Below are 13,623 nucleotides of genomic sequence, written 5' to 3' on the forward strand. Positions count from 1 at the left end.
GCGGGTTCCCGTGTGAAAGTAGGTCATCGCCAGACTCCCCATGCAAACCCCCTGCAGCCATGCTGCAGGGGGTTTTTGCTTTGCGTGTTGTAATCGGATGTGACTTTCCGTCGTCATGAACCGAGCTGAACGAAATTACTGGGACGAAATTACTGGTTCAATAGGTGACGAATCGGATCGATCAGCTCGCTGGCACAGAGTCCAAGCCCGTTGGGGTTGCTTGCCCGCCATTCATCGGCAGCTTGTCCGTGGACGAAGGCGCCGAGCCGGGCTGCGTCGATCGCAGGCATGCCTTGAACCCACAGCGCGGCAATCAGCCCGCTGAGCAGATCGCCTTGTCCGGCTGAACCCAGCGCGCCGTTGCCGCTGGCATTGATGCTGAGTCCGGCCGCGTCGGCGCAGATCGTTCCCGACCCTTTCAGCAGCACTGAAGTATTCAGCTGTTCACCCAGGCGCTTGGCGGCATCCAGTCGGTCGATCTGGATGGATTGTGTGCTCAGGCCCAGTAAGCGGCCGGCTTCGGCGGGATGGGGGGTGATGAGTGAGGGGGCTGTACGCTCGCGGAGCAGCTGCCGCGTTTCGGGCTTGGCAGCCACCAGATTGAGCGCATCGGCATCGAGGAGCAGCGGCAGCGTGCTTTTCAAAAGGTGTTCAAGCAGTGAACTTGCCGCAGCGCTTTGCCCCAGGCCGGGGCCGATGACCGCCAGATCGAGACCGGGATCAGCCTGCAACTCGGTGGCCGACCGAATCATCAGCTCAGGCTGCAATGGGTCGACGCCCAGCGTTTGATCCAGTACTCCGAGTTGAACCTTGCCGGCCCCCGCCCTGACCGCCATTCGGCCGGCCAGCAAGGCTGCCCCGGTCATGCCGGTGCTGCCGCCAAAGATGGCCAGCGTTCCGTGCGTACCCTTGTGACTTGCGTGCCTGCGGACAAGCTGTGTGCAGGAGGGGCGTCCATCGATCAGCTGTGCATCTGCAGCTGGACGTGGTGCTGTGTGGGGCAAGAGCGCGAAATCATGGATTTCTCCGCAGAAATCGCGACCTTCTGCCGTGTAGTAGCCGGGCTTGAGGCCGAGCATGCTCAGGGTGTGTGTTGCACGAAGCGCATAGGGCTTCGGAATGCCGCGGTCGGCATCGAGTCCGCTGGGTACGTCGATGGCGATGACAGGCTTGCCCAAGGCATCGACCGAGAGGAGCCAGTCAATCATTGACTGATCGAGCGTCCGCAAGCCCAAGCCGAACAGTCCGTCGACAATGACATCGCAATCCGCCAGTTCGGCGGTCCGTGAGACCTGCAACCCAGGCGTTGCCAACAGCGCGGCATCCTGCGGCGAGCCCGAGGACCGCTGTCGCGGGACGATGCAATGCACTGCTTGGCCCGCGTCCAGCAAGTGTCGGGTGCTGACCAGTGCGTCCCCCCCGTTGTTGCCGGGACCAATCAGCAGTCCGAACCGGCAACCGCGGTAACGTTCGAGCAGCCAATCCGCGATCGCCGCGCCGGCGAGTGCCATCAAGGACGGGTTGTCGCCTGTGTGATCAGCTTCGAGCTTTCTCAGCGCCCCGGACAGGTAAAGCGGCGTCATCGACTAGAGGTTGAAAGCCGCCAGCTGTCTGGCATCGTCGATCAGGCGACGCAGCTGTTCGAGGCGGGCACGTTCTTCTCCGCGGACTTGTGCACGCTCGGCATTTCGGGGACGCACCGACAGGCGGATCGCAATGCCGTCATGGTCGAACTGCAGCGTCGGGTAGTCGTCGTGACGCAGGCTGGTCTCGACCGGGCGATACTCGATGCCCCGGTTGAGCAGGTACAGTTCGACGCTTTTCGGATCATCGACATAGGCAATCAGGTTGATGTCCGAATGCGGCCCGGCCACACCGGAGAGTACCGAACCGGTGAGGTAGGGGGTGAACGGTTCAAGCTGTCGCATCACCTCGGCTGCCGCGAGTCTCAGCGCCTGCAAATGCCCGGCGTGCTGCGGCTGGTAGATTGCGCGGTAGCTCGCTAAGGCACTTTCGACTTCCTGATTGGAAGGCAGCAAGGCCTGGTCGTCCAAGCCAAGCTGGCGCGCGGCTTTCTTTTTGGCCAACGCAAAATCGTGCAGGTGATCCTCGGCGATCAACTTGGCGGCACGGTGGGCGATTTGTGCCCGGTGCGCCGCCATGTGTCGCTCGGACAAGGCGTTCCTCGGCATGGTGTGCCTCCTAGAACAGCAGGTCCTTGATCTCGTCGATCGGTTGCGCTGCAGCGCCGCCATCCCCGCCACCGAGTCCGAGTTCCGGATTGGTGTGCGTGTACTCGCTGTAGAAGTACTCGGTCTGCGGGCCACGACTGGTGTCGATGGTCTGCGTGACGATGCCCTCGGGTACAGGGTAATCGTACACCGGAACGTTGCGCAGTGCCTTGCTCATGAAGTTGATCCAGATCGGCAAGGCCAGTCGCCCGCCGTACTCGCCGGCCCCGAGCGATTTGGGCTGGTCGAAGCCGACCCAGGTAATCGCGACCAGCGTCGGCTGATAGCCTGCAAACCAGGCGTCGCGCATGTCGTTGGTCGTACCGGTCTTGCCCGAGAGGTCGGGCCGGCCGAGGGCCTTGTTGGCCCGCGACGCGGTCCCGTAGCGGACGACGTCGTGCAGCATGCTGCTCATGACGAAGGCGTTGCGGGCGTCGATGGTGCGCTTGGCATTCTGGCCGGCGACCTCGGGTTGCGTCTGCGCCAGAACGCGACCACGACTGTCCTCGATCCGGTCGATGAAATACGAATGTACCCGGTAGCCGGTGTTGGCAAAGACCGAGTAGCCCTCGGCCATCTGCAGCGGTGTAACGCTGCCGGCGCCGAGCGCCATGGTCAGGTAGGCCGGGTGATCCTTGGGGTTGAGGCCGAAGCGCGGCAGGTACTGCTGTGCATACTGGGCGCCGATGGATTGCAGAATGCGAATCGAGACCAGGTTGCGCGACAGCGTCAACGCATTGCGCACCGTCATCATGCCCAGATACTTGCCATCGTCGTTCTGAGGCTCCCACTTCTGGCCGCCGACCTGTTCCGGATTGATGACCAATGGTGCATCGTTGATCAGGGTTGCCGGGGTCACGCCACGTTCGAGCGCCGACGAGTAGATGAAGGGCTTGAAGCTCGAGCCCGGCTGCCGCATTGCCTGAGTGACGTGATTGAAGTGGCTGCGGTTGAAGTCAAAACCGCCCACCAGCGAGCGGATCGCGCCGTTCTGCGGATCCATGGCGACGAATGCGCCCTCGACCTGTGGCAGCTGGCTGATCTGCCAGCCCTTCGGTCCCTGTTTGACGCGAATGATCGCGCCGGGGCGAATCCGGTTGGCCGGTGTGTTCTTGGCTGACAGCGCGGCGCGCGCGAACGACAGCCCATCGGCGCCGATCTGCAGTTTCTCGCCACCTTTCAGATAGACCGACACCGACTGCGGTGACGCGGCGAGTACAACCGCTGCGCGCAACTCGTCGTAGTCGGGGGTGTCGGCCAGGGCCTCATCGAGTGCCTCGTCGTTGCCGCTGGCCAGCAGCGACTCGTCGATGAAACCTTCAGGGCCGCGGTAACCGTGGCGGACGTCATAGTCGAGCAGACCTTCGCGCAGCGCCTGATATCCGTCGGTCTGTTGCTGGCTGTTCAGCGTGGTGTAGACCGAAAAGCCCTGGGTATAGGCATCGTCCTTGTAGCGGTCGACCATCATCTGCCGGGCCATCTCGGCAACATACTCGGCATGCACGGCGTACTGGAGGCTGCCGCGCTTGAGCTCGAGTGGTGCCTGTAGCGCTTCCTGATACTGCTGGTCGGTGATGAAGCGAAGTTCGTGCATTCTGCGCAACACATATTGCTGACGCAGCGCCGCCCGTTTCGGGTTGACGACCGGGTTGTATGCCGAGGGAGCCTTGGGCAGGCCGGCAAGCATTGCGTATTGCGCAATGCTCAGCGACTTCAAGTCCTTGCCGAAATACGTCTGTGCTGCCGAAGCAAATCCGTAAGCTCTCTGTCCGAGATAAATCTGATTGATGTAAAGCTCGAGGATTTGGTCCTTGGAGAGATTGTGCTCGATCTTGAACGAAAGTAAGGCTTCGTTGAATTTTCGGGTGAAAGTTTTCTCGTTGGACAGATAGAAGTTGCGGGCCACCTGCATGGTGATGGTGCTGGCACCTGACCGTGACTGGCCGGAGATCAGGTTGCCGAGCATGGCCCGGCCGACGCCGATGTAGTCGATGCCACCGTGTTGATAGAAGCGTTCGTCCTCGGCCGCGAGCAATGCCTGTTTCATCAATTGCGGGACCTGGTCGATCGGGGTGAAGGCGCGTCGCTCTTCACCAAATTCGCCAATCAGCACGCGATCTGAGGTATAAACCCGCAGCGGGATTTTGGGCTGGTAGTCCGTCAGGGCATTCAGTGCGGGCAGGCGCGGATACGTGATCACCACGGCAAAGAAAACAAGACCGGCCGTCACCAGAATCAGGCCGATTAACGCACCGGCAACGATCAGCAAAATTCGTTTTGTCATTGTCGTTTAATCAAGTATTTGGCTTGGGTAATTTACGCTAAAGCCCGATTGTTGCAAAAATAAAGCGGCCGTTCACGGTAACTTTACAGTCGTAAGAATCGACTGATAGCATCAAAAATTAGAATTACATGAAATTACGCTAATTTCCTATTTTAAAAGGGAAAACACGTGTTGAATCTCGACTTTCTCAAGCCAAAGGCGCCGCCGCTGATCGGGGTGGACATCAGCTCGTCGGCCGTGAAGATGGTCGAACTGAGCCAGGCGGGCCGCAGCTTCAGCCTGGAACGCTACGTCATCGAGCCCTTGCCGAAGGATGCCGTCAGCGACGGCAACATCGCCAATCTGGACGTCGTTGGTGAAGCGGTACGCCGTGCCTGGCGCCATCTGGATTCCCGTATCAAGAACGTTGCGATTGCCTTGCCGGCCGCCGCCGTGATCAGCAAAAAAATCCTCGTCCCTGCCGGGTTGTCCGAGCGCGAGCTTGAAACCCAGGTCGAAATGGAGGCGAATCAGTATATTCCGTTCTCGCTGGACGAGGTGAACCTCGACTTCCAGCAACTCGGCCCGTCCGCTGCGGTACCCGAGGAAGAGGAAGTGCTGATCGCTGCCGCCAAGAAGGAAAAGGTCGACGAGCGTGTCGCGGTGATCGAAGCTGCTGCGCTCAAGGCCGTGGTGGTCGACGTCGAGTCCTATGCGACGCAGGCCGCGTTCGAACTGATGCGCCCGCAACTGCCGGGGCACGGCGAGAACCAGATTGTCGCCGTCGTCGACATCGGTGCAACGGCGATGCACATGAACATCTTCAAGGATGGCCAGTCGATCTACAGCCGGGACCAGGCTTATGCCGGCAACCAGCTGACGCAGGAAATCCAGCGCAAGTTCGGCATGTCGTCGGACGAGGCCGAGCAGGCCAAGAAGACCGGTGGCCTTCCGGACAACTACGAGCCGGAAGTATTGCAGCCCTTCATCGATACGCTGGCGCTGGAAATTTCCCGCTCGCTGCAGTTTTTCTACACGTCGAGCAATTACAACTCGGTCGACCACATCCTGCTCGCCGGCGGTTGCAGTGCCATTCACGGTCTCGACGAGGCGGTGTCCAGCCGTGCCCAGGTGCCCAGCACCATGCGGGCGAATCCCTTTTTCGGTATGGCGACCGGCAAGATCCGCGGCAAGCAGATCCAGCTCGATGCGCCCTCGTTGTTGATCGCCTGCGGCCTGGCGATGCGGAGGTTTGACCCGTCATGATCCGGATTAACCTGCTTCCCCACCGCGAGCAGAAACGCACCGCGCGCCAGCGCCGCTACGTCGGCATGCTGGGCGCGAGCTTCCTCGCGGCCATCGGCGTTGTCGTCGCCGGCTATGCGTTCTTCAATGCCCGTATCGATACGCAGGAAGAGCGCAACCGCTTCATCACCGAAGAGAATGCCAAGCTCGACCGCGAGATCGCCGAAATCGAGAAACTCAAGTCGGAACGCCAGGCCTTGCTTGACCGCAAGAAGGTCGTCGAGCGGCTGCAGTCGAATCGTGCCGAGACCGTCCATGTGATGGATCAGCTGGTACGACAGACGCCCGAAGGCATCTACCTGAAAGACGTGAAGCAGAATGGCGATACGCTGGTGCTGCTCGGTTACGCGCAGTCGAACGCCCGGGTATCGACGCTGATGCGCAATCTGAACGACTCCGAAACCTTCGAGCAGCCGTTGCTGATCGAGGTGAAGTCGGCGCAGGTCGGCAACCAGCGCCTGTCGGAGTTCACGCTGAATATCAAGATCACCCGCAGCGGCGGCGACGAACCGGCCGCATCGCGGCCGGCCGCTGCACCGCGAGCATGAGGGGGCAGGGATGACGCTCGACGAAATACGCAATCTCGATCCGAAGAACATCGGTGACTGGCCGGCCGCGGCCCAGTTCGGTCTGCTGGCCATCGTGTTCGCCGTGGTGATCGGCGTCGGCTACCTCTACGTCTGGAGCGACCAGATGCAGACGCTCGACGACGGCCGGGCCAAGGAAGAGCAACTGAAGACCGAATTCCTCGACAAGAAGAAGAAAGCGGTCAACCTTGAGGCCTACCGGCAGCAGCTGCTGGAAATCCAGCAGTCGTTCGGCGCCTTGCTCAAGCAGTTGCCGAACAAGTCCGAAATGGAAACGCTTCTGACCGAAGTCAACCAGGCCGGGGTCGGGCGCGGACTGCAGTTCGAACTGTTCAAGCCGGGAACCGAGGTCAAGACGGCCGAGCTGGCCGAATTGCCGATCGACATCCGCATTGTCGGCAGCTTCCACGATCTCGCCGCCTTCGTCAGTGACGTTGCACAGCTCTCGCGCATCGTCACGCTCGGCAACATCCAGCTGAGCAACGGCAAGGACAGCGACACGCTGGTGATGCAGGCCGTCGCCAAGACTTATCGCTCGCTCGATGACGCCGAGTTGCAGGCGATTCGCCAGGCGGAAGCCGACGCGAAGAAGAAGAAACGCTAGGCTCAGGGGCACACATGAAAAGAACGATCGTGCTGATGCTGGCGGCCTTGGGCCTGACCGGCTGCTTCGGGGAAGAGAACAGCGATCTGAAGGCGTGGATGAAGGAGCAGTCGGACGGCTTGCGCGGCAAGGTCGAACCCCTGCCCGAGGTCAAGCCGTATACGCCGTTCACCTACGACGGCTTCTCGCTGGTCGACCCATTCCGTCCGTCCAAGATGGAGGTGGCCAAGCGCTCGAACAATTCCGGCCTGGCGCCGAACATGAACCGGCCACGTGAAGTGCTGGAGAACTACGACCTGGAAAAGCTGCGCATGGTGGGCACGCTGCAACAGGGCAAGGTGATTCAGGCGCTGATTCGTGCGCCCGACGGTAATCTGTACCGAGTCAAACCCGGCAGCTACATGGGACAGAATTTCGGGATGGTGACGGGGATTTCCGAGGCGGAGGTCAAGCTCAAGGAAATTGTCGAGGATAGCGGGGGAGATTGGGTCGAACGGGAAACCGCGCTGACCCTGGATGACGCGGAGCAGAAAAAATGAAGAGAACCATGATGCTGCAGCGACTGTGGGCGCTGTGCTGCGCGCTGGTGGCAACGGTCGCGTTTGCGGCCGACAACAACATCACCAATGTCGAGGTGAGCAACCTGTCGGCCGAAAAGCAGGTGATCAAGCTGACGTTCAGCGGGCCGGCGCCGACGCCGACCAGCTTTTCGGTCAACACGCCACCGCGGATCGCGCTCGACTTCGCCAACACCGGCAACCAGTTCGAAAAGAGCTCCATCCAGGTCAACGGCAGCGCATTGCGGCTGATCAATCTGGCCGAAGGCAACGGCCGGACCCGTATGGTCCTGAACCTGCAGAAACCGGCGTCGTACCAGACCGAAGCCAACGGCAATACGCTGCTGGTGACCGTCGACGGTGCGCAGGGCGGTGCGGTCGCGAAACAGAAGGCGACGCAGTTCGCGCCGACCAAGGCAGGCAGTGGTGCGGACAGCATCCAGAACGTCGATTTCCGGCGCGGCAATACCGGCGAAGGCAAGATCATCGTCGACCTGTCCAGCCCGAACGTGGGCATCGACATCCGTCAGCAGGGGCAGACGCTGGTCGTCGAGTTCAACAAGGCGGCGCTGCCGAAGAACCTTGAGCGCAGCATGGACGTGGCCGATTTCGGTACGCCGGTGCAGAAGGTCGATACCTATACCCAGGGCAACCAGACCAAGATGGTCATCCAGCCCAAGGGCGTGTGGGAGTACTCGGCCTACCAGACCGAAAACCGCTTCATCGTTGAAGTCCGTGACACCAGCAACAGCAACAAGCTGGCCAACCTCAAGCCCAACTACAAGGGCGAGAAGCTGTCGCTGAACTTCCAGAGTGTCGAAATCCGGACCGTGCTGCAGGTAATTGCCGAGTTCACCGGCCTCAACATCATCACCAGCGACACGGTCAACGGCAACCTGACACTGCGTCTGAAGGACGTACCGTGGGACCAGGCACTCGACATCATCCTGCAGGCCAAGGGGCTGGATCAGCGTCGTAGCGGCAACGTGCTGTGGATTGCGCCGCGTGACGAACTGGCCGCAAAGGAAAAGCAGGAGCTCGAGTCGAAGAAGCAGATCGCCGAACTTGAACCGACCCGGACCGAGTATTTCAGCCTCAAGTACCACAAGGCCGACGCGTTCGAGAAGATCCTCAAGGACGACAAGCAAAAGATTCTTTCGCCGCGCGGCAGTGCGGTGATCGACCCGCGGACCAACACGCTGATCATCCAGGACATTCCGTCCAAGCTCGACCAGATCCGTGAGCTGATCGGTAAGATCGACATCGCCGTGCGTCAAGTCATGATCGAGGCGCGAATCGTCGAGGCGACAGACGGATTCAGCCGCAACCTCGGGGTCAAGTGGAGTGCTTTGGGCGTGAAAGGAGACGTGACCGGAGGTGGAGCGCTGACGACCAAGAAGGTGACGGGTTCGGACGGCAAGGAATATCCGATTCCTGCGATTGCTGGCGACGTATCTCCGGTCAATCTACCGGCAAGGGCAATCAATGGCATGAGCGCTGGTTCGATCGCAATGCTGATTGCCGGCAAGGATGGGCTGCTTGGATTGGAGCTTTCTGCGCTTGAAGCTGATGGCAAGGGCAAGATCGTCTCGAGCCCGCGTCTTGTGACCGCCGATCAGGTCGAGGCGGTGATCGAGGATGGTCAGGAGATTCCGTACACCGAAACCGCACCGAACGGCGCGACGTCGGTTTCGTTCAAGAAAGCAACGCTGTCGCTGAGAGTGACACCACAGATCACACCGGACGGCAACGTGATCATGGACGTCAAGGTCAACAAGGACAGCCGCGGTCAGGATACGATTGCCGGCCCTGCCATCGATACCAAGCAGGTTCAGACGAAAGTACTGGTCGAGAACGGTGGCACGGTGGTGATTGGCGGGATCTACGTCCAGGATACCTCCAAAGATGTGACCAAAATTCCGTTGCTGGGCGACATTCCAGGATTTGGTTACTTGTTCCGCAATACCGAAACCAAGGACCAGAGGCGCGAACTGCTGATCTTCATCACGCCGAAGATCGTCGATTCGAATCTGACGTTGCGCTAAGGCGCATCTCCCGCCGCAGCCATGGGCTTGCGGCGGGCGTTTCGGTACAATGCCTGGCATGAAACTGCCAGGCAATTTTTTTCTGGTCGGCCTGATGGGCGCCGGCAAGACGACGGTGGGTCGCACCTTGGCGCGTGCGACCGACAAGACGTTTTACGACTCCGATCACGAGATCACTGCACGCAGCGGCGCGCGTATCCCGATGATCTTCGAGCTCGAAGGCGAGGAAGGCTTCCGCAAGCGCGAAGCGGCGATGATTGCCGAACTGAGTGCCTTGCAGGGCATCGTGCTTGCCACCGGTGGTGGCGCCGTGCTCAACCCGGACAATCGTGACTGCCTGCGCCGCAACGGTTTCGTCATCTATTTGCGTGCCAGCGTCGACGATCTGTTCGCGCGAACCTCGCACGACAAAAACCGGCCACTGCTGCAGACCGAGAATCCGCGCCAGAAGTTGCAGGAACTGTTCGAAGTCCGCGATCCGATCTACCGCGAACTCGCCGACCTCGTCATCGACACCAGCAGCCAGACCGTCCAATCGCTGACGCAGCGACTGCTGCGCGAACTGGAAAAAAAACTCAATGCGTAACGTCCGCGTCGAACTCGATCACGCCCCCTACGACATTCGCATCGGCCGCGCGTTGCTGGACAACGTGGCCGCCATTGTCGAACAGCTTCCGCAACAGCGCGTCGCGATTGTCAGCAACGAAACGGTGGCGCCGCTCTACTTGCAGCCGTTGCAGGTCCTGTTTGAGGCAGCTGGTGTCCAGGTTCATACGATCGTGCTGCCCGACGGCGAGCGCTTCAAGACCTGGGAAACGCTGAACCTCATTTTCGACGGCCTGCTGTCGGCGCGTTGCGAGCGCAAGACGACGCTGATCGCACTTGGTGGTGGCGTGATCGGTGACATGACCGGCTTCGCTGCAGCGGTGTACCAGCGCGGTGTGCCCTTCATCCAGATCCCGACGACGCTGCTGGCGCAGGTCGATTCGTCGGTCGGCGGCAAGACAGCGATCAACCACCCGCTCGGCAAGAACATGATCGGTGCGTTTTACCAGCCGCGTCTGGTACTCGCCGATCTGGCGACGCTCGATACGCTGCCGGCACGCGAGTTCTCGGCCGGCATGGCCGAGGTGATCAAGTACGGGCTGATCGACGACCTGGCGTTCTTCGAGTGGCTTGAGGCCCATATCGACGCGGTCATGTCGCGCGATGTCGATGCCCTTGGCTACGTGGTCGAACGCTGCTGCCAGAACAAGGCGCGCATCGTCGCTGCCGACGAGCGGGAAAACGGCCAGCGTGCGCTGCTCAATCTCGGTCACACCTTCGGGCATGCGATCGAAGCCGGGCTCGGCTACGGCGCCTGGCTGCACGGCGAGGCCGTGGCGGCCGGCATGGTGCTGGCGGCGCTGGCATCGCGCGAACTCGGCCAGATCAATGATGCCGAACTGGCACGGATCAAGGCACTGATCGCCAAGGCGGGGTTGCCGGTGGAGTCGCCCGCGCTCGGTGCGGAGCGCTATCTCGATCTGATGGCGCAGGACAAGAAGGTCGACGCCGGCAGGATCAAGTTCATCCTGCTGGAAAAGCTCGGTCAGTCCTACATCGGCGAGCTGCAGACCGAAACGATCCGGGCCGCGTTGAAAGCCGGTTGCGCGGCTTGAGAAAGCCGCGTTCTTTCGTGTACAAACCCGCCCGATTCGGCGGGTTTGTCATTTCTGCCCGTCCAGCGAGGCAATGTAGTCGGCGAGCGTTGCCGTCAGCGGCTGGCGCAATGCGGTGACCGTCGGCTCCAGTCCGGCCTCGACCTCGGCGGTCAGCGGCGTGACCACCTGTTCGTAGATGTCGAGCAGGGTGATCCGCTCGATGGCGACCGCAATCAGCCATTCACCCTCGCGGGTCGCTTCGACCCAGTTGCGCAGCGACATCCTTTCCAGCAAGGCCTGTGTGGCGTCGAGGCCGAGCCCGACGCGCCGGCGCAAGGTATCGATGTGCAGCACCTCGCCGTTGCCGTGCGCCTGCGCGAGCGTCAGCAGGATGCGCACCGCCTGCTCGAAGCGCGTACCGTGGTGCCGGCCCCAGCGCCAGCCGTCGCCGTGCCAGTACGACAGCGAGGCCGACAGGACGGCGCCGCCGAGCACGATCACCCAGCACAGGTAGAGCCAGAGCAGGAAGATCGGAAAGGCCGCGAAGGCGCCGTACAACAGCTTGTACGCGCCGAACTGCTGGATGTAGAGGCCGAACAGTTTCTTCATCAACTCGAGCAGCACCGTCGTGACCGCTGCCGCCGTCAGCGCATGCGCGTGCGGCACGTAGCAGTTCGGCACCGCCATGTAGAGCAGTGCCAGCGAGACGAAGGTCAGTGCGACCGGGGCAACGGCAAACAGCGAGGTCGCGCCCAGCCCGTGCGAAATCCACGAAGTCAGCGACAGGCTGATGCCGAGCACCAGCGGCCCCAGCGTCAGCGCGGCCCAGTAGATCAGCGTGCGCGACAGCAGCCGGCGCGGCTTTTGCACGCCCCAGATCTGGTTCAGCGTCTTCTCGATCGTGAACACCAGCAGCAACGCGGTGATGGCCAGCGCGACCATGCCCAGTGCGGTCAGCTTCTCGGCATTGTCGGAAAACTGGCGCATATAGGTGCCGACGACACGGCCGCCGGTGTCGGGGACCAGATTCGACAGGATGAAGGCGCGGAAGCGGCCGCTGTAGGCGCTGAACATCGGGAAGGCCGAGAACAGCGTCAGCGCGATGGTGAACAGCGGCACGATCGCCAGCATCGTCGTATACGCGAGGCTGCCGGCGGTCTGCATGCACCGGTCGGCGACAAGGCGCTGGGCCACGAAGCGGGCAAAGCCCGAAAGCCGTCGCCAGTCGGTCAGTTCGTTCAGGCGCGGAAAAGGTCGGCGCATCGGTCGGAGTCGGGGTTTCAATCGTTTTATAATACCGCACCCCTCAATCCGGAGCCGCCATGCGCGACGTTCTCGTCCTCTATTACTCGACCCATGGCGCGACGCGCCAGCTGGCGCAGCTGATCGCGCGCGGCATCGAATCCGTGCCCGGCGTGCAGGCGCGCCTGCGTACGGTGCCGCGGGTTTCGGCGGTCTGCGAAGCGGTCGAGGCGGCGATTCCGGACAGCGGTGCGCCGTACGTCGAACTCAGGGACCTGGACGAATGCATCGGGCTCGCGCTCGGCAGCCCGACGCGCTTCGGCAACATGGCGGCACCGCTCAAGTACTTCCTCGACGGTACGATCAGCGACTGGCTCGGTGGCACGCTGGCCGGCAAGCCGGCGAGCGTGTTCACCAGCACCGGCTCGATGCACGGCGGCAACGAGTCGACGCTGCTGTCGATGATGCTGCCATTGCTGCATCACGGCATGCTCATCGTCGGCCTGCCGTACAGCGAACCCGTCCTTTCGACGACAACGTCGGGCGGCACGCCGTACGGTGCCAGCCATGTTGCCGGACCGGAGAGCCGCGCTCCGATCTCGGAGGCGGAAAAACTGCTGGCCATCGCGCAGGGCAAACGCCTTGCCGAAGTGGCCCTGAAGCTGGCGGGTGCGCAATGAACCTTGATCTTGCACGCTGGCGCCGCCGTGCCGAATGGGCGGCGATCACGGGACTGGCCGCGCTGATTGCGCTGTGCCTGGCCTGGGAGCTGTGGCTGGCGCCGCTGCGCGCCGGCGGATCGTTGCTGGCGTTCAAGGCCGTGCTGCTGCTGGCACCGCTGCCGGGGCTGCTCAAGGGCCGGCGCTATACCTATCAATGGTGCAGCATGTTCATCCTGCCGTGGTTCGTCGAAGGCGTCATGCGCGCTTGGTCGGATTCGGGGCTGTCGCAGGTGCTCGCCGGCGTGGAAATCGTGCTGTCGGTCTGGGTGTTTGCCGCCGTGGTGTGTTACTCCTACTGGAGTCGTCCGTCGCTGAATCGGCCCGCAGGCTAGGCCCGTCGCCAGAGCCGGCTTCGGCCGAATGCTTACGTTGCATTGGGTATTTTGCTTTCGGCTTCCGTGTTTTTATCGACAAGCCCGTCGGC

The 13,623-nt window shown here is 61.7% G+C and carries 13 protein-coding genes; 9 read left to right on the plus strand and 4 right to left on the minus strand.

What is annotated here, in order from left to right; genetic code table 11:
• Positions 1–149 precede the first annotated feature (149 nt).
• From IE097_RS14450 to IE097_RS14460, 3 genes are read right to left on the minus strand one after another with little or no spacing between them, the layout of a single operon-like run.
• Entirely contained in the window at positions 150–1,583 is a 1,434-nt protein-coding gene (locus IE097_RS14450) for an NAD(P)H-hydrate dehydratase (RefSeq protein WP_189461563.1), read from the minus strand.
• 3 nt (positions 1,584–1,586) lie between these two features.
• Complete coding sequence (locus IE097_RS14455) at positions 1,587–2,192, minus strand: nucleotidyltransferase family protein (protein ID WP_189461564.1); 606 nt, start codon at positions 2,190–2,192, stop codon at positions 1,587–1,589.
• A 10-nt stretch (positions 2,193–2,202) separates the two neighbouring features.
• On the minus strand, positions 2,203–4,515 hold the full coding sequence (locus IE097_RS14460; RefSeq protein ID WP_189461565.1) for a penicillin-binding protein 1A: 2,313 nt from the start codon (positions 4,513–4,515) through the stop codon (positions 2,203–2,205).
• Between the two features lie 168 nt (positions 4,516–4,683).
• Between IE097_RS14460 and IE097_RS14465 the strand changes: the two genes are divergently transcribed.
• The 7 genes from IE097_RS14465 to aroB are packed head-to-tail and all read left to right on the plus strand — an operon-like array spanning position 4,684 to position 11,253.
• Complete coding sequence (locus IE097_RS14465) at positions 4,684–5,760, plus strand: pilus assembly protein PilM (protein ID WP_229797604.1); 1,077 nt, start codon at positions 4,684–4,686, stop codon at positions 5,758–5,760.
• Entirely contained in the window at positions 5,757–6,347 is a 591-nt protein-coding gene (locus tag IE097_RS14470) for a PilN domain-containing protein (protein WP_189461566.1), read from the plus strand. Before IE097_RS14465 ends, IE097_RS14470 begins: the two co-directional genes overlap by 4 nt.
• Positions 6,348–6,357: 10 nt before the next feature.
• Positions 6,358–6,990: a type IV pilus inner membrane component PilO gene (locus IE097_RS14475; protein WP_189461567.1), complete on the plus strand. Its 633-nt coding sequence runs from the start codon at positions 6,358–6,360 to the stop codon at positions 6,988–6,990.
• Positions 6,991–7,004: 14 nt separating this feature from the next.
• The gene (locus IE097_RS14480; RefSeq protein ID WP_189461568.1) at positions 7,005–7,529 is read left to right on the plus strand and encodes a pilus assembly protein PilP; all 525 of its coding nucleotides are present in this window, start codon (positions 7,005–7,007) and stop codon (positions 7,527–7,529) included.
• Complete coding sequence (locus tag IE097_RS14485) at positions 7,526–9,592, plus strand: type IV pilus secretin PilQ (RefSeq protein ID WP_189461569.1); 2,067 nt, start codon at positions 7,526–7,528, stop codon at positions 9,590–9,592. The genes IE097_RS14480 and IE097_RS14485 overlap by 4 nt, the downstream gene beginning before the upstream one ends.
• A 49-nt stretch (positions 9,593–9,641) precedes the next feature.
• The gene (locus IE097_RS14490; protein ID WP_189461570.1) at positions 9,642–10,178 is read left to right on the plus strand and encodes a shikimate kinase; all 537 of its coding nucleotides are present in this window, start codon (positions 9,642–9,644) and stop codon (positions 10,176–10,178) included.
• Positions 10,171–11,253, plus strand: a complete 1,083-nt coding sequence (gene aroB, locus IE097_RS14495) for a 3-dehydroquinate synthase (RefSeq protein ID WP_189461571.1) — start codon at positions 10,171–10,173, stop codon at positions 11,251–11,253. The genes IE097_RS14490 and aroB overlap by 8 nt, the downstream gene beginning before the upstream one ends.
• A 48-nt stretch (positions 11,254–11,301) precedes the next feature.
• Here the strand turns inward: aroB and IE097_RS14500 are convergent, their stop codons facing one another.
• On the minus strand, positions 11,302–12,498 hold the full coding sequence (locus IE097_RS14500) for a YihY family inner membrane protein (protein WP_189461572.1): 1,197 nt from the start codon (positions 12,496–12,498) through the stop codon (positions 11,302–11,304).
• A 59-nt stretch (positions 12,499–12,557) separates the two neighbouring features.
• On the opposite strand from IE097_RS14500, the gene wrbA reads away from it, so the two are divergent.
• A complete protein-coding gene (gene wrbA, locus IE097_RS14505; RefSeq protein WP_189461573.1) occupies positions 12,558–13,157 on the plus strand; it encodes an NAD(P)H:quinone oxidoreductase in 600 nt (199 codons plus the stop codon).
• Positions 13,154–13,531, plus strand: a complete 378-nt coding sequence (locus tag IE097_RS14510) for a DUF2069 domain-containing protein (RefSeq protein ID WP_189461574.1) — start codon at positions 13,154–13,156, stop codon at positions 13,529–13,531. The genes wrbA and IE097_RS14510 overlap by 4 nt, the downstream gene beginning before the upstream one ends.
• Positions 13,532–13,623: the final 92 nt, after the last annotated feature.

The organism is Jeongeupia chitinilytica (genome assembly GCF_014652315.1).
In the GTDB taxonomy this organism is placed as follows: Bacteria; Pseudomonadota; Gammaproteobacteria; order Burkholderiales; family Chitinibacteraceae; genus Jeongeupia; species Jeongeupia chitinilytica.